This window comes from Amycolatopsis sp. WGS_07, assembly GCF_045278895.1.
GTDB lineage: Bacteria > Actinomycetota > Actinomycetes > Mycobacteriales > Pseudonocardiaceae > Amycolatopsis.
On the sequence record NZ_CP136053.1, the window covers coordinates 2,042,535 to 2,062,598 of the forward strand.

The window sequence follows — 20,064 nt, forward strand, 5'->3', positions numbered from 1 at the left end:
TTCTCAGCCGTCGACCGCGCTGCACCGAGAAACGTCCCCTCGTCGGCATGAGCGGACCTTGCAGTCGGAGCTTCCAGGCCAGTTGAGCGCAGGACTTGGCCAGCCACCGCGCTCAACTGGCCAATTGAAACGCTCAGTCACGGCAAGTCGTCCGGCGGGGTCGGAGTTTGTGACAGTTGCGATTCACAGGTGACAGATAGAGCGCACAGGCACACTGACGGCTCGGGCTCTTGACCAGCGCGGATCAGGACTTACGATCGAGCGGGCGTTCCCGTGTGGACTCGGGAGCGGTCAGCGCTGTCTTCCCCGCAGCGGTCGGGCACGGGGACAGGATTGCGCAAGGTGAGTGACGAACAGTCAGCGGGTGGTCGCGGGCCGTCCGGTTTCAACAGCCGGTTGCGGTGGAGCGAGCTGGCCCGGATCGCGGCCGGGCGTCCGGCACCGCGGACGCAGCCGCGGGGTGACGGCGGGGATTCGCCGGCGTGGTTGCGCAAGCGCGAGGGCTACCGTCGGCCGGAGCGCCTGGTCCGCCGGGCCTCGTCCGAAGTCTCGGAGTCGCGGGTGCCGTACGCGGAACTGCACGCCCACAGCTACTTCAGCTTTTTGGACGGGGTGGCGTCGCCGGAGGAACTCGTCGAGGAAGCCGTGCGGCTGGACCTGGACGCCGTGGTGCTCACCGATCACGACGGGATGTACGGGGCGGTCCGGTTCGCCGAGGCGGGACGGGCGATGGGGATCCGGACCGGGCACGGCGCGGAACTGTCGCTAGACCTGCCCGCGCCGCAGGGCGGGGCGGCGGATCCGGCGGGGTCGCATCTGCTGGTGCTGGCGCGGAACGTGACCGGGTATCAGCGGTTGTGCGGGGTGATCTCGCGGGCGCAGATCGCCGGCGGGGAGAAAGGTCGCCCGGTCTACGACCTGCCCGCCGCGGTCGAGGAGCTGCGCGGCCACGTCCTCGTCCTGACCGGGTGTCGCAAGGGTCCGGTCCGCCGGGCCCTGGCCGAACACGGTCCGGGTGCGGCGATGACCGAGCTGCAGCGGCTGGCGGAGTGGTTCGGGCGCGAGCACGTCGCGGTGGAGCTGTCCGAGCAGGGACTGCCGACCGACAGCACGCACAACGATTTGCTGGCCGGGATGGCGGGCGATCTCGGATTGGCGACGGTGGCGGCGGGCAACGTGCACTACGCCCGCCCAGGCCAGGACCGCCACGCGTGGGCGGTCGCCGCGATCCGCGCCCGCCGCTCAGTCGACGACCTCGAAGGCTGGCTGCCCGCGGCCGGGACGGCGTTCCTGCGCGGCGGCGACGAGTTGGCGGACTGGTTCGTGCGGTACCCGGGCGCGGTGCAGCGGGCCGCGCTGCTCGGTGTCGAGGTGGCGTTCGACCTGAACCTCGTCGCGCCCGAGCTGCCGCCGTTCCCCGTCCCGCCGGAGTTCCCGGACGAGGCCGCGTATCTGCGGCATCTGGTCGAGCGGGGCGCGGAAGCGCGGTACGGGCCGCGCGCGGGCAACAAGCGCGCCTACGCCCAGATCGACCACGAGCTGGCGATCATCGAACGGCTCGGCTTCCCCGGCTATTTCCTCGTGGTGTGGGACATCGTGCGGTTCTGCCGGGAGAACGACATCCTCTGCCAGGGCCGCGGCTCAGCCGCCAACAGCGCGGTCTGCTACGCCCTGCAGATCTGCCACGCCGACCCCGTCAAGTGGGGGCTCCTGTTCGAGCGGTTCCTGTCCCCGGACCGCGAAGGCGCACCGGACATCGACGTCGACATCGAGTCCGACCGGCGCGAGGAAGTCATCCAGTACGTCTACGACACCCACGGCAGGTTCAACGCCGCCCAGGTCGCCAACGTCATCACCTACCGGGCGAAAAGCGCGGTCCGCGACGCCGCCCGCGCCCTCGGCTATTCGCCCGGCCAGCAGGACGCGTTCGCCAAACACGCCGACCGCTGGCACAGCCTCGCCGACACGAACGCCGACGACGGGCGCGAGGACGGTCTGCCGGCTGATGTGCGGGAGTACGCCGGGTGGCTGGAGGGCACGCCCCGGCACCTCGGGGTGCACTCCGGCGGCATGGTGATCGCGCGGACGCCGGTGTCGGAGATCGTGCCGGTCGAGTGGGCCACCGCCGAGGGCCGCAGCGTGCTGCAGTGGGACAAGGACGACTGCGCGGCCATCGGCTTGACGAAGTTCGACCTGCTCGGCCTCGGCATGCTGTCCGCCTTGCACTACATGATCGACCTGGTCGCCGAGCACCACGGCGTCCGCATCGGACTCCACGACCTCGACCTCGCGGACGAGGCGGTCTACGACATGCTCTGCGAAGCGGACGCGGTCGGCGTGTTCCAAGTGGAAAGCCGGGCGCAGCTGGGGACCTTGCCGCGGTTGCGGCCGCGGACGTTCTACGACTTGGTCGTGCAGGTGGCGCTGATCCGGCCCGGCCCGATCCAGGGCGGGTCGGTGCACCCGTATCTCGCGCGCCGCAACGGGAAACCGTGGCAGCACCCGCACCCGCTGATGAAACCCGCACTCGACCGCACCCTCGGCGTGCCGCTCTTTCAGGAACAGGTCATGCAGCTGGCCCGCGACACCGCGTCGTTCACGCCGGGCGAGGCCGACCAGCTGCGGCGGGCGATGGGGTCGAAACGCTCGGCGGAGAAGATGCGCCGGCTCGCCGCCCGCTTCTACGCCGGCACCGCCCGCAACGGCATCCCCCGCCAGCTCGCGGACCGGATCTTCGAGCAGATCAGCGCGTTCAGCGGCTACGGCTTCCCGGAGTCGCATTCGCTGAGCTTCGCGTTGCTGGTCTACGCCTCCGCATGGTTCAAGAAGTACTATCCGGCGGCGTTCTGCGCGGGCCTGCTGCGCCCGCAGCCGATGGGATTCTATTCGCCGCAAACACTTGTCGCGGACGCCCGCCGCCACGGCGTCGTCACCCGCCGCCCCGACATCAACGCCTCCCGCGCGCACCCGACCCTCGAACCCTGCACAGACAGCGCGGGCGGGGTCGCGATCCGGCTCGGGCTCGCCGGAGTCCGCGGCGTCGGCGACGACGTCGCGGCCGCGGTGGTGGCCGAACGCGACGCCCGCGGCCCGTACCGCTCGATCGCGGACCTGACCGAACGGATCCAGCTCGCCGCCCCCGTCGTGGAAGCCTTCGCCACCGCCGGCTGTTTCGAGGGTCTCGGCCCCGATCGCCGCCAGGCGCTCTGGGCCGCCGGAGCCGCCGCCACGACCCGCGCGAGCCACCTGCCAGGGATGGCGATCGGGCACGACGCGCCCGCGCTGCCCGGGATGAGCGCCGTCGAAATCGCCGCCGCCGACCTCTGGGCCACCAGCATCACCCCCGGCCAGCACCCCGTCGCATTCGTGCGCGAGCACCTCGACCGCATCGGCGCTATCCCGGCCGGGAAGCTGCTCGACGTCGAGGACAGCACCCGGATCAGCGTCGGCGGCGCGATCACCCACATGCAACGCCCCGCCACCGCAGGAGGCATCACCTTCCTCAACCTCGAGGACGAGACCGGGATGGCGAACGTGATCGTCTCGATTGGCATGTGGCGACACAGCCAACGGGTCCTCAAGGGCAGCAGCGCCGTCGTGGTGCGCGGAATTGCCCAGGTATCCCAGGGAACGGTGTCCATCGTGGCCGACCGGATCACCCCGCTGGACCTGAAGAACTTGGCTGTCAAGTCCAGGAACTTCCGGTAGACCGCGCCAGCACAGCGGAATCGCAGGGTCTCATTTTCTGTGACCACATCTCAATGGTCTTGGCTACCGGCGGGAGAGTGCGCCATCCGATTGAGATTGATCAACGCTTGACCGTTCGGGTAGGACTTGGCGACGCGCCGGGACTCGTGGGAGCCAGGTGCAAACGACGCGGTACAGGCCGTCCTGTACGTTGCTGCTCTCGCCTGGGCGGAGTCGCTCGCGGCTACGGCCGGTCATGCCGAGGCGTCATCGACTGACTCGGGATTGGCGTGAGCCGGTCCCAGAGTGACGATACGCCACCGATCCTCCTTGACCAGCTCCTCTGCCGTCACTTCGGTCCATCCCGGAGGGTATGGCGAATTGACGGGAACCCACTGTGCGCTGGCACTGTGGAGATCGAACTCGATCTTGGCGTTCGTGAGGTCGAGCCGGAGTGGCAGCGCGAAGTCCGCACCATCGAGACCAGGGTCACCGCAGAACACAGCCCTGCGGAACTTGGCTACGCCCTCGAACCGGGCGCGGGCGAACGAACTCGCCTTAGCGAAGAGCGTCGAATGAAACACCGCGTTGCCGACGAACCGGGTGTCCGCGAACCGAGCGATCCCGTGAAACTCCGCATCCATGAACCCGGCCACTTCTGTGAAGCACGCATTGGAGAAAAGCGCGGGTCCGATGAAGCGTGCGCCGCTGAACAGAGCGGAACCGACCCGGCGCCCGCGCAAGTCCAAGTCGATGAGCACCGCACCGCGGAGATCGAGAGGGGAGGCCCCCACGAGTTCGAGTCGTCCTCATCCGGTGCGACGAGTTCCAAGTGGTCGGTGACGATGCGTTGCGCGGTGAGCCGGACCTCGCGTTCTTCCCACTGTGGGCGCTGCTCCCCGACCTGCTGTCGGATCAGATCGTTGTGCGGGTCCTGCCGAGGCCTCGTAACCGGTAAGGGCTGCTCGTAGGGCATTCGCAGGTATGCGCACAGCACCTTGATGATGGTCTGGCGTTGGTCGGGGTTGTCCTGACCAACGCGTTCCAGCGCGTATAAGCCGGCCAACCGCACAGGTGCCTTGTCCGAGCCCAACTGATCAGCGGCCTTGGCATAGAGATCGGTCACCCGCCGACGGGCTGCGTCGTCCTCGGCGGCCGCAGCGACGCGTTCGGCGTGCTTCCTGTTGATCTCTGCGGTTCGCACGGCGTGGTGGTGCTCGGCTTCCTGCGTGCGCTGACGGCGCGCCGCGAGGTACAGCACGCCGAGCCCGCCGAGCATGACCGCCACGCTCGCAGTCGTCTTGAACACCTCAAGGTGCGCGATTGTCTTCTGCTCGCCCATTGCCGGCGTGGTGTTGATCCACAGCCACATCACGGTGAACACCGTGCCAAGGACACCGAGACCGAGCAGCGCGGCCGCAACCAGTCGGTGCCCAGACAACGGAGGCCGCTCCACCCGCGGCTCGGCGTCCGGAGGCGGAGCAGGCAGCGGCGTGGCCGTATCTTTGGTGTCGATCATGCTTCCTACGTCGCCACGCACCTGAACCGCGCTACAGCAAGACTGCGGGGCTCGGCGTGAAGACGTGACACGCGCACTGAGACTGATCATGGTGACGTCGCCGTGAGATAGTTCAGGCTCGCCCAGGCCAGAGAAGCTCACATGTCGTCTGCGATGAGACCCTACACCGATGAGGGAGAGGCGACGCCGTCAACTGAGGGCGCACCTCCAGCATCGCAAAGCCTTGAACAACAAGGGCCCCAAACTCGCCGACTGCGGCAGCCCGCCAGTCCCGTGGATCACATGCGCCTGCCCAAGCGAGCCCCATCGTCCAGGAGAGGCCGGAGGATCATCACCAATGTTTCAGGAACCGCACTTCAGGCCGAATCGCCGTGCGACTCCTGCCGCCCCTTCCTCGCATGGCTATTCCCGCCGCGATCGACCAGAAGTGCACTTTCCAGGTTTTTCAGAATATCCTCCAGGACGATTTCAGACTTTCTATCCTGACGCCATTTCGGATAAATTTGCGCATGTTGCCACGACGGAAGCGCCCTGCCATCGTACATTCGATTCTCGTCGTTCGCGCAAATCGTAGTGTATGCGTTCCCCACCGTGTCGCCCCGGTCCGTCGTGAAGTCTTCGTAGGAGGCCCCGATGACTGCCACATTCGCTTTTCCTAGCCACCCGAGACGTACTTCTGCGCCAGTTGGCATATCGGGAAAGCGTGTCGGGTAGGCCCACTCGGAATCTTCATGTCGGTACCGATGCGCAACAACTATGCGCAACGCCGGACCGTTTCCGATATTGGTTGCAGTCCATCCGTTTTCGCAGTCGAAAAAGAACGACACGATTGGGCGTCGAGAGTTGCGAGCCGTTCGAGAACTCCACCTGCGCCCTAGGATTAGAGAAAGAATTGATACAACCAGGGCCAGGGAGGCGACAGCCGACGCCATCCAGGAAGCGGGTCCTTGTGTCATATCAGCCTCGACTCACGGACTGACGCTGCCTGGGCTCTTTTGCCACCGTGACGCTCATGTGACATTGCTCCACCCCCTCGGAAGCTTGAGTTCACATCCATCCGGACATGAGCAGCACCGCTCAATCACAGGCGCGGCGCGGGCTCGCAACACCATCCAGGCTGACAGCCACCGCCATGCTGCAACGCAGATTTCAGTCGGATCCCCCTTCTCGTTGTTTCACAACAACGCTCTCCGTACCGAGTGCTGCACTGAGCGTACATCTTCGATGGTGTCCATGGGCACCTGCGGAACCTGAGGAACAGCGCCGGCCGTACGGCTCCTAGGCGTCGATGACGGCACCAGGGTCAGCAGCGCGATCACCCACATGCAACGCCCTGCCACCGCCGGAGGCATGATCTTCGCTCTGTCGGCCGGTCTCGGGACTCGAAGACAACCCGCGCATGCTCACCGAGCAAGACGCCGCGAGGCGCACGCGGCACAGCACCCGCCCGAAACACGAGACCGCGGAGGCGACACGGCCGCCCGAGAGCGAGCCGCCGACATCACAAGGCATTTGAACAACAAACGTCCCCAACGTCGCCGCCAAGGGGTTCGCCGACAGGCTTAGCCCTGTCAACGGGGTGGAAACACAGCCAACGGGTCCTCAAGGGCGGCAGCGACGTCGTAGTGCGGGAACTGTGTCCGTTGCGGCCGGCCGGATCGCCCCGCTGGACCTGAAGAACTAGACGGCCGAGTCCAGGCACGTCAGGCAGACCGATACCGATGGACATGGGCCGTCACGGCCACCGCATCGTCCTCGACTGCGAAATCCGTACCCGCATGCCTCCGTGACCCCGATCTCAGCCGTAAAGTTCCCCGCGGAGGAAGGGAGACGGCATGACGGGCAACGCGGAGACAGATCACGCCGCAGCGGCCGCGACCGCGATCCTCGCCGAGGCACTCCGGCAGGCCGTTCGCCGTCGGGAGGAGAGCCCGCCCGACGAAAAGCAGTCACACTCCACGGAGCCGAAGGCGGTGCGCACCGAGGCGATCCAGGTGTCGCGAGCCGTGCTGCGATCGCTGCGAAAGCTGCCGCTGACCGACGACGTGAACTTGACCAGGCCGTACCGGAGCGCGATCGCGAATGTCGCCGCAGGATACTTCTGGCAGCCGCGTGCCCGCCCGGACGACGTGATCAAGGCACTGGACACGGTGCCCATTCCTTCGGAGTAGACGCGGCCGGTTGAGCGTGCGACCGTCGGGCGCATGGGCGTCCGCATTGTTGGGCGCGTCTAACTGGGGTTTCGGACGACCGCGGTGATTTTCGCTCCGGGAAAGCGGGCTTCCAGTTCGCGGACCAGCGCCTGCACCCGATGCGGAGCTTGATCCGGGCTGACCTCCCGCAACGGCTCCAGTTCGAGATGCTCGCCGCTGCTCCAGCGGCCTTCGACTGTCAGATCGGCGCTCACCACCCGCCCGCCGGAGCGACTCAGCCGAGACGGCAGAGCCGCGCGGGTGACCTGCAGTGTCAGTGTTTGCCCGGCGCAGCGGCCTTCGCGCACCGGCTCGGACAGCATCGGGGCGGCCCTGCGGGGTGCCAGCGGACGCTTGCCGGTCGACCCGGGCCAACGCTTGGGCTTGTCGGGGGCGGCAGCGTATTCCTCGGGTGTGGGCAGATACGTCTTGCCCGTCGCGGGATTGACGGTGGTGCGGGCTTGATGCAGCCATCGAAGCAGCTTCTTCGAGTACAGCGTCCGTTCGCCCTGGTCGATCACCGGCAGCCCGTAGATCGCGGAGATCGCTCGCCGGGGCGAGAGCCCCTGGTCCTTCGCCGACTCGTACATGATCGCCATCGTCTCGGCCCGCAGCCGCACCCCGTCGCGCTTCTTCTTGTGCGGGGAGGGCAACGCGACCGCGAGGAATCCCAGCCACCCGAACTCCAGGTGCGCGGCCTGGACCAGCCGCGCGACCAGCTCCGGATCATCGGTTGGCCGGCGAGCATTGCTCCGGGTCCCTGCCGGCGGGATCGCCGTGACCGTCGCAGGCCGGCCCGCGCTAGGAAACCGCACGTCGACGATCCAGCCCGGCCAGCCGTACACATTGCTCAGCCGCACGCCCTTCGAGCCGACGCGCATGTTCACCATCGAAAGCAGCACGGTGTCGAATGTGGCCAGCATTCCCGCGCCAAGCCAGGTCACCACCCGGTGTGTCGGAAACAAGCCCGATTTTGGGGACCAGTTTCCGACCGCGGTCAACGGCAGCCTTTGCCGCATGCCGAACCGTGAAAACCGTTGTGACACAGAGCTTTGCCCAGACTGCAGCGGCAGCGGCCAGCATCCGGTCACGCAGGAGACGTGCGAGATGTGCCAGGGCAGCGGGCGCATTGCCCGCTGATGCTGGTGCCCGACCCCCTGCGGCGGCCGCGGCGAGTCCCTGCGCGAGTTCCCGATGGCGACACGGCTCCGGCGGGACGTCGCACCTCCACCGGACACCGGTATCGATCCGCAGCGCGAACGCACCGCTACACCACCGGGCATCCCCGCGCAGCCGCCAGGCGAGGGTTGCCCCTGAAGGGAGCGAATTGGAAACCACGCTGGTCGAGGGGCCGGTTGACGCCGCTGCACGAGGAAACGTGCAACAGCTTCCGCCTCTGCCGGACCGACGTGAGCCTGGAAGCACGTCCGGTTATCGGAATCGTTGCGAGACAACGGAGTTCACCATGAACGACACCACTGCGAGCCCGAACGGCGCAACCGACCGTCCGGCGACCGGCGAGTCGGTCCACCACGCGGGCAACGCGGTCGTCTTCACGAAGGACGGCTGTGTCCTGCTGGCGCAGCGGGCTCAGGAACCGGTCGGGCTCTGGGGGCTCCCCGGAGTGAAAGCGGAACCAGGCGAATGGACCAAGGCGGAAGCAGTGCGCCGTCTTCGCGAGAAAACCAGGCTGCAGCTCGACATCGACAGCCTGGCGGCCGCGTCGTCGCGGTACGAGGGAGCCGACAGCCAGGGCCACTACGTGACCGATTCTTATTACACGGTGCTGGACGAGGCGGTGCCGGTGGAAGCAGGCGACGACGTCCAGGACGTCCGCTGGTGGCGCATCCCCGACGCGCTGGCCGAGCGGATGCCCTGGGACCACCACGAGATCGTCAAGGGGGCAGCCATCATGGCAGGGCTGCCCGTCGAGTGATCCTCGCGAAGACGGGATGCCGGGCGGCCACGCGAATCCGCCCGGTATCCCGGAATTCGTCAGAACCTTTCGCGTGCCTTCCCCGGCCCCGCACCGCGTCGCCAGGTCGAGGCGCGCTGACTGCGGTATGTCGCCCCGGACCGGATCTGTTCCGTGCCGGCCACGAACGCGGCGCAGCCCGCGTGAGCCAAGCCTGCTTCGGTCCTGCCGAGGCGCGCTCCGGGCGGATACTGCTCGCGGCAGGCACTGCACATGCCCGCAGTCCGGGCAACGACCGTCGAAGACCCCGCGTCCGGCGCCGCCTCGGGCGTCCGGCCGTGGCGGTCCGGCCGGCGTGCCTGATCACCGGCGCTGGTCTGCACCGGCCCCGCAGCGCCGCCGCGGCGAGACCGCCGGCGCGGCGTCGGCGTCTCCCCTGCCGCGACGCGGGTGGATCCCGCCGCGGGAGGCAACGACTGGCCGGACGCGACACCGAGTTGTTGCCGGTACGCCCGATCCGCAGGAGAGAGCCGGTCCTTGCGACGCCCCGGCTCGCGGTCGTCTTCTGCGGGCCGGTGAGGCGGAGCATGCCCCGCCGAGCGACCACACGGCACCCCAGCAGCACGCATCCAATGTCCGCACACGGCATCCATGACCAGACCCTACGGCGCGAAACCCGCCCGCCTGCACCGCAACCCTCGAGACGAGGAACAGACTGCGGTCGAGCAGCTCCTTCCTCCTCTCCAGCGCCCGAACCACGTCCGTGCTCCCGGCGCTGAGCATCGCCTCGGCGACGCCGGCCAGCCTGGCCAGTTTCGCCGGGCAGGCAGCCGCCGAGCGACCACGTCGCGCGCAGCTCGTCAGCAGCCGTCCCGATTTCAGCTACTCCACGTAGCAGAATTTCGGTTAAGCTACCGGTAGAGCAACGACGAGCAGGCAGATCACGCCACGACAGCGACTACCTTAAGTAGTCATTCGGTTTCGGGGGCGGGTCGTGCTCAGGGGTCCACGTCACCGTGCGCCCACCGGCATCCGGACTTCTTCCGGTGCCGGCGCGGTGGCCGCGGCGAACAACGCGCTGGGGATGAACGGTGAGGCAACAGCCATGCCTGCCGGTCGATCAGGTCCCCTCGGCGGTGATCTGACCCCGGCAGCGGTTCGGGGGGACCGATGTCCGACGAAGTACCAAGCTTGACGCTGTCCGCGCAAGAACTGTGGCAGTGGGCGAACATGCTCAACGCGGTGAGCGCGGCGATCGCCCAGGCCGTGACGCGCATGCGCGAACGCCACGCCGAGCGGCTGGCGGTTTCCGATGCCCGGGACGCCGCGCGCAAGGCCGCCGCGCGACGGCACCCGCCGCTGCGGCTGATGACCGACGCCGAGATCGCCGAGTGGCGCAGCCGGGTCCCGTCGTCGCTGGCGGATCAGCGGCTGGGCGGCGAGTCGTTCACCGTCGTCCCGGCGCAACTGGTCGGCGCGGACGGGTTGCCGACCGGCCAGTGGGGAGTCGAGGCCACTGCCTGGCAGGACGGAGCCCCGGCACCGACGCAGTTGATGCTGGCGTGCCGGGACGCCGAGGACGCGCTCGCGATGACCCATCATTTGCGCGCCTACGGCACCCCGGAGCACCTCGGCCACCTGTGGTCCCTCGCCGTGACGACGGAGCCGGGCCAGTTCGTGCAATCCGCGCCCCTGCCCGGTGCCGGCGGCCCGACGGCGATGCCGCTCGTGCTGACCGAGGACCAGTGGGAGTCGGCGCTGCGCGACGTGCTGCCCGAGCACCTGGCGGCCCAGGTCGTGGTCCGCGATCCCCGGCATCCGCTGCATTCGGCCTGGCGCGAGCTGCACTCGCTGGCCAACGGTGAGTGCTGGCGCGTCGGGGCGGACCCGCGTCTGCTCGCGGCGCAAATCCGCGACATTCCGCGGTGGGATCCGGATGTCGAGGAACACCCGGCCCTGGCGCACTGGGCCCTCACCCAGGCCCGCGACCGGCCGAACTACCTGCGCCGCGTGGTGCCCGCCCCGCCGGACGTTCCCGCGCAGCGCCCGGGCCCGGGAGCCCCGAGCGCCGCCGAGCCCGCGCCCCGCTCGATCCGCGACGTGCAGACCCCGCAGCAGGCGCGGACCTGGGCGGCCAATCTGCAGCCCGCCAACCCTATTCACGAGCTGGAAGCCGAACTGGGATTCGGGCGCTGGGGCACCGAAGTGGACGGCACGCTGACCGCGAAATACCCGAGGCTGAACGGCAAACTGCGCGGGCTGGCCAAACGAGAGCAGGCCGACGAGAGGAAGGACGGCGCGAAGGCCGTCGCGGTGATCACCGAGCCCGCCGCCGAGCAGGCGCTGGCCGAGGAAGCCGCCCGCCTCGACCCGGCCGACCCGGCCGATCGCCGTCAGGCGCTGCTCATGCTCGGCGCCCCCGCCGAGCGCGGGGAACGCCCGTCCCCGCGGCCGTTCGAACGCGAGATCGCCGCGAAGTTCGCCGACGACCCGGCGATCCGGGACCGGCTGGCAATCCAGTACCCGGACGGGCTTCCCAATCCCGACGCCGAAGCCGCCTCGCTGCGGGACCGCGCCGAAACGGACGAGAAGCGCGCCGCCGAACACGCTACGCGGCAGGACGACCCGGGCACGCCCGCACGCGAAGACCTCGCCGCGCAAGCCCAGGCGCACGGCGACCGCGCCGCCACCGACGCCGAACGCGCCGCCGCGACCACGGCGCTGGCCCGGCGGCAACGTCCGGTCGCGCACCGGACGCCGGTGTCGCCTCCGCCGCAGGAACTCCCCCGCCGACGATGACGTCCGCCAGCCACCCGGACAGCAAGGCAGCGAGACCGAAGAGGGGAGACGACGATGGCGGACTCTGCCGTCACCGACACACCGCCGCGCACCGCGAGCGAACCGACGCCGGAAACCCCCGCCGCGGACGGGAACCGCGGCTCGCCCGACCGTCGGGCGGCTCCGGCCGAACCCGGCCCGGACGACGTCGCCCGGGCCGCGAGCCGGATCGACCCGCTCGCCCTGCAGATCCTGCAGGAGGCCTACGCGGCCCGCGCAGCACGCGCCGCGCTGCCGTCCGCTGCGGACCTGGCACGCCGGGCAGCGCAGGAATTCGACGCGACGGTCGCCACCGTCGACGCCCTGCACGCCCTCGCCGACGCCGGGCTCGACCGCGCGGCCCAAGAGGACGACACGGCGCGGCTGCTGCAGGACGCGGGCGCCGACGCAGTGTCCGCGCACCTGCGCGACGTCGCCGAGCACCTGCGGCAGCAGCTGGGCATCGACGCCCGGCCGTCCGGGCGCCCCGGCGAAGGCCTGCCCGGTTCGCGGGAGGTGCGCGCCGCCAGGCGGACCGCGACGCACCTCTACGACGCGGTCCGCGCGGACGACCTGCGCGCCGTGCTGGACAACCCCGTCGAGCGGTACCCGGCAGTCGAAACCGGCGCAGACCTCCCCGAAGGGTTCACCCGCGAGGACACCAGCAGCCGGGACCGTTTCGCCCGCGCGGTCGAGAACCGCCTGGCCGGCATCGACGCCGGGCCGCCGATCGACTCCGGCGTCCGCGACGCGCTCGTGGGTCTCCTGCACGCCCTGCGCATCCCCGACCCGGAGCGCCACTCCCCGGACGCGGAAGCGATGCAGATCGTCTTCTACGCCCCGCACCCGCGCCGGACCGCCGAATTCCTCGCCCAGATCGCGATCGGGCTGCAGGACTGGTTCCACCGGGACCGCGACGAACAGCTCCAGGCGCTGCAGCCGTTCCCGGGCGACCGCACCCTGGCCGAGCACCTCCGCGCGATCGCGCTCGACACCGCCGGGATCCTCGACGACCCCGCTCACCGCGCCTACCTCCGCGCGGCCCAGGCCTTCGGCAGCACCCCGACGAGCCTCTGGCAGCGCGACCAGGCCCGCCCCTTCAATCCGGCCGCGCCGACCGTCACCACCACCGTCGTCCCCCGCTCCCCCGAACCGCTACCGGGCCCCTCGCCGGAACCGGCGCACTCCCCGCCGCCTGCCGAACCGGCACCGGAACCGGCGCACTCCCCGCCACCGCCCGCCGAACCGGCAGCGGACCCGACAGCACGCTCCCCGGCTCCCGCTGCCCCGGCGCCTCTGGCCCCTCCTCCGCGCCCGTACCGCTACGACGCGACGCGACCGCCCGAGCACGCCCTCCTCGGCAGCCTGCTGCACGCGCCCTCCGCGCTCGGCGAGTCAGGGCTGCCCGCGTTCCTCCGGGCCAGGGATTTCCCCACCACCGACACCCGCGCCGCCTACGAAATCCTCGTCGGGCTGCACAAAGACGGCCTCCTGTTCGACATCCGCTCGCCCGGCCTCACCTCCGACAAGGCCCGGATGCACGTGGCCGGGCAGAACCGGCGCACCCTGCACGCCGCGCTCCTGGCCGCGCCGTCGAAATACACCCGGCTCACCGTCTCGAACCCGCTGCGGCTGCTGCGGCAACTCGACGCCGCAGCACCGCCGGGGACCGCGACCACCCGCTCGGTCTACGACCCCGTCACGCAACTGCACCTGGGCCGGATGGTGGTGGGCGACGCCACCTACCGCGCCCTGCGCGCCGCCGGTGCCATGCTCGAACGCACAAAACCGCTCATACCGCTGCAGCGCACCCCCACGCGACCGGCCGACCGCCGGACCGAAGCCCTCGTGCAGAACCTTGCCACGATGGACGCCAACCTGCGGGGGATCACCGAGCGGCTCGTCGAAGCCGTCCGTCTGACCGGCCCGGACGACGCGGACGACCACGCCGCGGCAACCGCGATCGCCCAGCGCGAGAAATCGCGCTGGACGCTGCCCGACAGCGTCCGATCGATCACCCGCCCCCGGCTGGACCGAGCCGAACGGCACCTCTTGCACATCCTGCTGCACGCCGGGACGATGACCTACGTCCCGGAGGAAATCCTGCACCTCCCGCCCGACGTGTTCGCCAGCCCGCTGCACGCCAACACCTGGCGCACCATCCAGGACCTGCGCGCACGAGGCCAATCCGCCGACTACATCGCGGTCATCCGCGAAGCACAGGGCCTCGCCTTCCCCTACCACCCGATGCTGTCGGCCGCCGCCATCGACTCGATGCGCCACACCCCGGAACTGTCGCCGGCGAAAGTCGCCGCATCACTGCGAATCGTGAACGACGCCGCCCTCTCACGCACGACCGCCCAGACCCGCCGCGCGATCGCCGCGGTGACCGCCGACCGCGACATCCCCGCCCTGCAAGCGGTCGGGGAAGTGCGCGGACGGCTCGCCGCGCTCGCCGACCGGGCACAGCAGACCCTGCCCCCGCACCCTGCGCCCGCGCCCCCGCAGCCGACCGGCCGCCGCACCAGCCGATGACCACGCCCGCCGAAAGGACAAGCACAGCCATGCACATCAGCCGCGACCGGATGGCCGACCTCATCCGCACGGGGCACGCCCAGCCGTGGACGCACCCCGTCGGCCCCGGCGGAACCGTCTGGACCGCAGCACGGATCTGGCACGTGTCCACAAGCGCTGCGAACGGATACGCGCCGGCCTCCGCGCGGCTCGCGGCAGCGCTCGGCGAAGCACAAGACGTGACCGCCCTGCCCGATCCTCCCGCCGAGCGAATCAACGAAGTCGTCAGCCGGGTCCGGCGAATCCTCTCCAACCGGCTTCTCGAGAACCCCGCTCCCGAACCAGCCGCCATGCTTAGCAGGGAACAAATGGCCGACCTGCTCGACCAGGGAATCGCCGAACCATGGACCGGAAACCTGGGCCCGGACACCCTCGCTCCTGTTGCCGCACGCGTCTGGTATGCGGTCGCCCAGGGCGAGAACGTCTACCGCCCCATGACCGGCATCGTCGCAAGCGTCCTCGACAGTGCACGCGCCGCGCTGGTCGAATCCGCCCGCCAGGAGTCACGCCTGTCCGGGCAATAGTCACCGGCCGCCCGCGACATCGCGCACGCGTGCCGCAGTAGACCGCCGATGGGGTCTTCTCACACGACGAAAGCTGCAGGCGCGAATCTGCAGCACGAGGCAGAATCCTCCTGATCCCGTCACGCAGAAGACGCCGGCCCGGCCAGCCTGCCGACGCCGCCCGCCCGCATCCACGTCTGGGTCCCAGAAACTGGCGCCCGCCGCGGCTCCGTTTCCGAGGTTGCGTGCGAGGGCCTTCGGCACGCCCACGTGGAACAAATAGCGGTGGTCGGCCACGCATCAACCGGTGTCCAGTGGTCGGATGCGGTAGTCTGGCGCGTGCTGGCGACTGGGCATCCCGGACGGAGCGACGTTGACCACAGGGCAGAGCGCAGTCGTTTTCGTGCATGGGCTGTTCTCCTCAAGTCGTACCTGGGTGCCCTTCCGCGACCTAATCGCCTCCGACCCCGACCTCGCTCATGTGACGGTTTTAGATTTCGAGTACCCTTCGCCGAAGTTCAATCTCAGCCCGCTGAAGCGGATCCCCAATTTTGATGTGCTTGCCGACAGTTTGCGAACCTACTTGGACACCGAGGCAGCAGAATATTCGGATGTGGTCCTCGCGTCCCACAGCCAGGGAGGGCTGATCGTTCAGCGGTACATGGCGCGAATGGTGACCGGTGCACACGGTCTCGACCTTCAGCGGATCCGGCGAGTTGTGATGTTCGCATGCCCGAACTCGGGGTCAGAGATCTTCTTACTGGCGCGACGCCGAGCGTGGTTCTGGAAACACCCGCAGGAACGTGAACTGCGCCCTGTCAACGACGCAGTCAGCACCGCACAACAGGTCGTGGTCAACAGGATTGTTCACGCCCAGCAGATCGCTTCAGATCAGTGCCCCGTGTCGATTCATGCATACGCGGGCGACCGCGACAACATCGTTACGCCGACGTCCGCGAAGGGCGTCTTTCCGGATACCGGCGTACTGCCTGGTGACCACTTCTCGATCATCCAGCCCGACTCGGCCAGACACCGCGCATACTTGGCGCTCAAGCACCATCTGATCGCGGCGCTCCACCCGCGACAGACGCATGCCGACGTGCCCGCTGGGCTCCCGTCCTCGCCCGACGCTGTCGAGGCGTCCGACCTGATCCACCACGAATGTTCGCCGACGAACGGCAGGGTTCATGACCCCGCAACGAGTCCGAGCGAATCCGCAGTGATAGCGAGGTGGAACCCGTCCACTCGCACAATGGAGTTCATCCTTACGCCCCAGACTGCTCTGGAATGGATCAAAGAGTTAGGGAGGGCCCCCACTGATGGCTGGCGTCGGCGATCGCAACGTCCGCGGCTTGTCCGAGTTGAGCACGGCTCTCTGGGAGCGGTTTGACCGCACGGGCGACATGGCAGCCTTGGATGAGGCAATCACTGTCCTACGCCAAGCGTTGAACGAAACTCGCTCGCCAGAACTCGATCGCGCTGCGGTCCTGTCGAACCTCGGCATCGCGTTGCTGAGCCGCTTCGGCCGCACCGGGGACGTGGGCACTTTGGATGAGTCGACCAGCGCACTGCGCGAGGCAGTCGCCTCTGCCCGAACAGACGGACCCGACCGTGCAGCGGCGTTGTCGAACCTTGGCATCGCACTGCGTCAGCTGTACAGCCACTCCGGGGACGTGGACGTCCTGCAGGAGTCGGTCAGCGCTTTGTACGACGCGGCTGCAACCCGGCACCGATTGGCCGCCGACCGGCCGGATGCCCATCTGCCCGGCCTCGCCAGCAGTTTGATCAATCTCTCGGTGTCCCTCGGCGGAGTAGGACAACGAGAAGACGCCCTCGCCGCGATCAACGAAGCAGCCGAGATCTACCGGCGCCTGGCCGAACAACATCCGAACACCTACCTACCCGACCTCGCCAGGAGCCTGAACAACCTCTCAGTGGCCCTCGGCGGAGTAGGACAACGAGAAGACGCCCTCGCCGCGATCAACGAAGCAGCCGAGATCTACCGGCGCCTGGCCGAACAACATCCGAACACCTACCTACCCGACCTCGCCAGGAGCCTGAACAACCTCTCAGTGGCCCTCGGCGGAGCAGGACAACGAGAAGACGCCCTCGCCGCGATCAACGAAGCAGCCGAGATCTACCGGCGCCTGGCCGAACAACATCCGAACACCTACCTACCCGACTTCGCCGCCATCCTCAACAACCTGTCCGTCCAGTTGGCTGCACTGGACCGCCGAGATGAAGCTCTCGCCGCGCTCGGCGAAGCGGTCGGGCTCTACCGGCGCCTGGCCGAACAACATCCGAACACCTACCTACCCGACCTGGCCAGGAGCCTGAACAACCTCTCAGTGGCCCTCGGCGGAGCAGGACAACGAGAAGACGCCCTCGCCGCGCTCGGCGAAGCAGCCGGGCTCTACCGGCGCCTGGCCGAACAACATCCGAACACCTACCTACCCGACCTCGCCAGGAGCCTGAACAACCTCTCAGTGGCCCTCGGCGGAGCAGGACAACGAGAAGACGCCCTCGCCGCGCTCGGCGAAGCAGCCGGGCTCTACCGACGCCTCGCCGAACAACATCCGAACACCTACCTACCCGACCTCGCCGCCATCCTGAACCACTTGGGATTCCAGTTGGCCGAGCTGGGCCGCCGATCTGAAGCGCGCGCCGTGCTCGGCGAAGCGATCGAGTCCCAACGCCGGTGGAGCAATCTCCGGCCAGGCGGACACCGTCCCGAACTCGATCGTTCTCTCGAGATAGGCACCTGGCTGCAACCAGTCGACGACGACACATCAGGTTGACGACGCACTCGGCCAGCATGAGCGATTGATCGCCGTGTCGATCTGTCTCAGGCCGGATGCCGCCGGGCCGGGAGGCCCGCCATCAGGCACATGCCGACGGGTTAGGCAGCTCTGCGATCTGGCACCGTGTGCTCTCGAGCCTCCGCCGCGGCCGTCCCGGAACGGCATCCGTACGGTGAACAGCCGTCCGGGTCGCCGTCCTCCAGCAACCCCGCTTCCGCGTCGGCGATCAGGTCGAGGAGATCGCCTTGCCGATCGGCCCATTCGCGTCGAGTCACGCGGTCGATCGGCGCGATGTCCAGCGGCAGGCGGGAGCGGTGCAGGAATGCCTCACCGTCGAGGGGCGTCCCGCGCGCGCCGCCTTTGCGGATCCGGCGGTCGAACTCGACGACCTCGGCCCACTCGTCGGGGTGGTTGTCGCGCAGGTCGCGCCACTGGGCGTTGCCGTGGAACGGACAGCCCTTGCAAGCGCTTTTGGCCACTGTGGTCCAGCCGTGGACCCGCAGCCACCGGACGCAGTCCTTGCGCGACATTCCCAGTTCCAGCAGCGGATGCCGAGGCCGCGCGTACTGAACGTCGAGCGTGTCGCGCACGCGGCCGATTTCGTCGGCGGAGAACCCGATCCACTGTTCGGCGAACACGCCGCGCGGAACCCGCTTCGGGTGCGGGTACCCGAGCAGTTCGCGGACTTTCGCTTTGATGGGCGTCAGTTTGTACTCGGCAGTGCATTGACGACGGCCCATGCCGTCCGACCCGTCCGGGTTGCGGATGAAGTACGGCACCGAGCAGTACCGGTGACTCGGGTCCAGAGCGTCGTCGCGCAGGTTTCCGGCAGACACGCGGTACAGCGGTATCCCGGCCTCGGCCAGGTTGTGCTCAAGCCGGTCCAGGTGTTCGTAGACCCGTCGCGGCTCCCATCCCGTGTCGGCGAAGATGGCTGCGTCCGGCGCGGGCAACTCGCCCGTGCACGCCATCAATGCCAGCGCTGTGGACTGAACTCCCGCACCGAGCGACAGCACTGTCAATGTCGCCCTGCGGCCTTCTCCCATCGTGATCGCCCCCTCGGTTCGTTTTCGCCGTGTTTTCTCGTTCCCGCGCCTATTCCCTTCCCGGGATACGATGCTGATCACCGCGTCAGGTTCCTGTCCGGCGACCGGGTGGGACGGTCGGATGTCGGCGGGATCCGTGATGTATCCGCTGGGCTGTTCGGGTTGTCGGTCGATGCGGCCATGGCGGAGGGCTGGCGGTGATCTCCCACCGCGTGCGCGCCACGCCGGAGGTTCCGCGGTCGGATCGGCGCCGTGAGGGCGTGTCCCAACCGGTGCGGGGAGCCAGCTCGGCGATCGGAAGCCAGCCCGCAGCGCGGAGCGAAGCACCGGATTCGCCGGCCTGGGTGTAGGTGACGGCGCGGCGGTAGCCCAGCGCCTTCGCCGCGCGCCATGCCGCGCCGTAGAGCGCTGAGTTCGCGTTGCGGGTGCCGTCGGTGGCTGACCGGTTGACCTCGACGGTCCAGCCGTCCTGCAACCGGCGGGAGGACGGGCGTGCAACGGTGATCACGCCGACCACGCGCCCGTCCTCGGTGGCGACCGCCGCGCCGAAGAGATACCCGTGCGGACGGCCGTGGTGTCGATGGTGGGCATCGACGAACGCGGCTGCTTCGTCGCGGAAGGCCGGCACAATGGTCAGGCGGCCTGAGCCCGCCGGTTCCTTCTCGGCGTTCAGCGAGGATGCCGCGATGGTGTACCGGCGGCAGGTGATCCAGCGTTCGACACGGCCGAGGTCGAGAGTCCCGTCCGGATGCCTGGCGTAGGTGCCGATCTCGAAGTCGTCTCGGCGAACGAGAGCGCCGGGCGCGCATCCGCATCGGGTTGCGAGCCAGTCGACGGCTGCGTCGTTGGGCCCTGCGCCGATGGCGTCCCCGAGGGTCGGCATGCCGTCCGGGTCGTTCTCGTCGTCCCGGGCCGGGGCGACCATCCACACTCCCACGGCGGACTCGGCCGGGTCTCCGATCTCGGGGGTTCCCACCACACCCAGAACTCGGGGCTCGAATCGTCGACCG

13 protein-coding genes are annotated in these 20,064 nt (G+C 68.9%); 8 read left to right on the top strand and 5 right to left on the bottom strand.

Features of this window, described 5'->3' with window-relative positions; translation table 11 throughout:
• Positions 1–342: 342 nt before the first annotated feature.
• Positions 343–3,708, top strand: a complete 3,366-nt coding sequence (locus tag RPX00_RS09520) for an error-prone DNA polymerase (RefSeq protein ID WP_406639115.1) — start codon at positions 343–345, stop codon at positions 3,706–3,708.
• A gap of 233 nt (positions 3,709–3,941) precedes the next feature.
• On the opposite strand, the gene RPX00_RS09525 is transcribed toward RPX00_RS09520, so the two are convergent.
• Both RPX00_RS09525 and RPX00_RS09530 read right to left on the bottom strand, forming a co-directional pair.
• On the bottom strand, positions 3,942–4,481 hold the full coding sequence (locus RPX00_RS09525) for a pentapeptide repeat-containing protein (RefSeq protein ID WP_406639117.1): 540 nt from the start codon (positions 4,479–4,481) through the stop codon (positions 3,942–3,944).
• Positions 4,482–5,562: 1,081 nt separating this feature from the next.
• The gene (locus RPX00_RS09530; protein WP_406639118.1) at positions 5,563–6,033 is read right to left on the bottom strand and encodes a hypothetical protein; all 471 of its coding nucleotides are present in this window, start codon (positions 6,031–6,033) and stop codon (positions 5,563–5,565) included.
• Between the two features lie 1,008 nt (positions 6,034–7,041).
• Here RPX00_RS09530 and RPX00_RS09535 point away from each other — a divergent pair.
• On the top strand, positions 7,042–7,377 hold the full coding sequence (locus RPX00_RS09535) for a hypothetical protein (protein WP_406639119.1): 336 nt from the start codon (positions 7,042–7,044) through the stop codon (positions 7,375–7,377).
• A 59-nt stretch (positions 7,378–7,436) separates the two neighbouring features.
• On the opposite strand, the gene RPX00_RS09540 is transcribed toward RPX00_RS09535, so the two are convergent.
• Entirely contained in the window at positions 7,437–8,342 is a 906-nt protein-coding gene (locus RPX00_RS09540; protein ID WP_406639120.1) for a hypothetical protein, read from the bottom strand.
• A 521-nt stretch (positions 8,343–8,863) separates the two neighbouring features.
• Here RPX00_RS09540 and RPX00_RS09545 point away from each other — a divergent pair.
• The 6 genes from RPX00_RS09545 (at position 8,864) to RPX00_RS09570 (ending at position 18,005) form a co-directional block, all read left to right on the top strand.
• A complete protein-coding gene (locus RPX00_RS09545) occupies positions 8,864–9,334 on the top strand; it encodes an NUDIX domain-containing protein (protein WP_406639121.1) in 471 nt (156 codons plus the stop codon).
• A 1,149-nt stretch (positions 9,335–10,483) separates the two neighbouring features.
• Complete coding sequence (locus RPX00_RS09550) at positions 10,484–12,112, top strand: hypothetical protein (RefSeq protein WP_406639122.1); 1,629 nt, start codon at positions 10,484–10,486, stop codon at positions 12,110–12,112.
• Positions 12,113–12,166: 54 nt separating this feature from the next.
• A complete protein-coding gene (locus tag RPX00_RS09555) occupies positions 12,167–14,665 on the top strand; it encodes a hypothetical protein (RefSeq protein ID WP_406639123.1) in 2,499 nt (832 codons plus the stop codon).
• Positions 14,666–14,694: 29 nt separating this feature from the next.
• On the top strand, positions 14,695–15,228 hold the full coding sequence (locus RPX00_RS09560; protein ID WP_406639124.1) for a hypothetical protein: 534 nt from the start codon (positions 14,695–14,697) through the stop codon (positions 15,226–15,228).
• Between the two features lie 352 nt (positions 15,229–15,580).
• Positions 15,581–16,597: an esterase/lipase family protein gene (locus tag RPX00_RS09565; protein WP_406639126.1), complete on the top strand. Its 1,017-nt coding sequence runs from the start codon at positions 15,581–15,583 to the stop codon at positions 16,595–16,597.
• Positions 16,527–18,005 carry a tetratricopeptide repeat protein gene (locus RPX00_RS09570; protein WP_406639128.1) on the top strand — a complete coding sequence of 493 codons (1,479 nt, stop codon included), beginning with the start codon at positions 16,527–16,529 and terminating at the stop codon, positions 18,003–18,005. The genes RPX00_RS09565 and RPX00_RS09570 overlap by 71 nt, the downstream gene beginning before the upstream one ends.
• A 101-nt stretch (positions 18,006–18,106) precedes the next feature.
• On the opposite strand, the gene RPX00_RS09575 is transcribed toward RPX00_RS09570, so the two are convergent.
• Together RPX00_RS09575 and RPX00_RS09580 are read right to left on the bottom strand one after the other, a co-directional pair.
• The gene (locus RPX00_RS09575; protein WP_406639130.1) at positions 18,107–19,054 is read right to left on the bottom strand and encodes a hypothetical protein; all 948 of its coding nucleotides are present in this window, start codon (positions 19,052–19,054) and stop codon (positions 18,107–18,109) included.
• Positions 19,055–19,139: 85 nt separating this feature from the next.
• Positions 19,140–19,979, bottom strand: coding sequence for an XF1762 family protein (locus RPX00_RS09580; RefSeq protein WP_406639131.1), 840 nt, complete (start codon positions 19,977–19,979; stop codon positions 19,140–19,142).
• Positions 19,980–20,064: the final 85 nt, after the last annotated feature.

Coding starts and splice junctions, on each gene's coding strand:
- RPX00_RS09580 (WP_406639131.1), bottom strand. CDS start 19,979: ATGGTCGCCCCGGCCCGGGACGACGAGAACGACCCGGACGGCATGCCG.
- RPX00_RS09555 (WP_406639123.1), top strand. CDS start 12,167: ATGGCGGACTCTGCCGTCACCGACACACCGCCGCGCACCGCGAGCGAA.
- RPX00_RS09570 (WP_406639128.1), top strand. CDS start 16,527: ATGGCTGGCGTCGGCGATCGCAACGTCCGCGGCTTGTCCGAGTTGAGC.
- RPX00_RS09550 (WP_406639122.1), top strand. CDS start 10,484: ATGTCCGACGAAGTACCAAGCTTGACGCTGTCCGCGCAAGAACTGTGG.
- RPX00_RS09545 (WP_406639121.1), top strand. CDS start 8,864: ATGAACGACACCACTGCGAGCCCGAACGGCGCAACCGACCGTCCGGCG.
- RPX00_RS09560 (WP_406639124.1), top strand. CDS start 14,695: ATGCACATCAGCCGCGACCGGATGGCCGACCTCATCCGCACGGGGCAC.
- RPX00_RS09575 (WP_406639130.1), bottom strand. CDS start 19,054: ATGGGAGAAGGCCGCAGGGCGACATTGACAGTGCTGTCGCTCGGTGCG.
- RPX00_RS09535 (WP_406639119.1), top strand. CDS start 7,042: ATGACGGGCAACGCGGAGACAGATCACGCCGCAGCGGCCGCGACCGCG.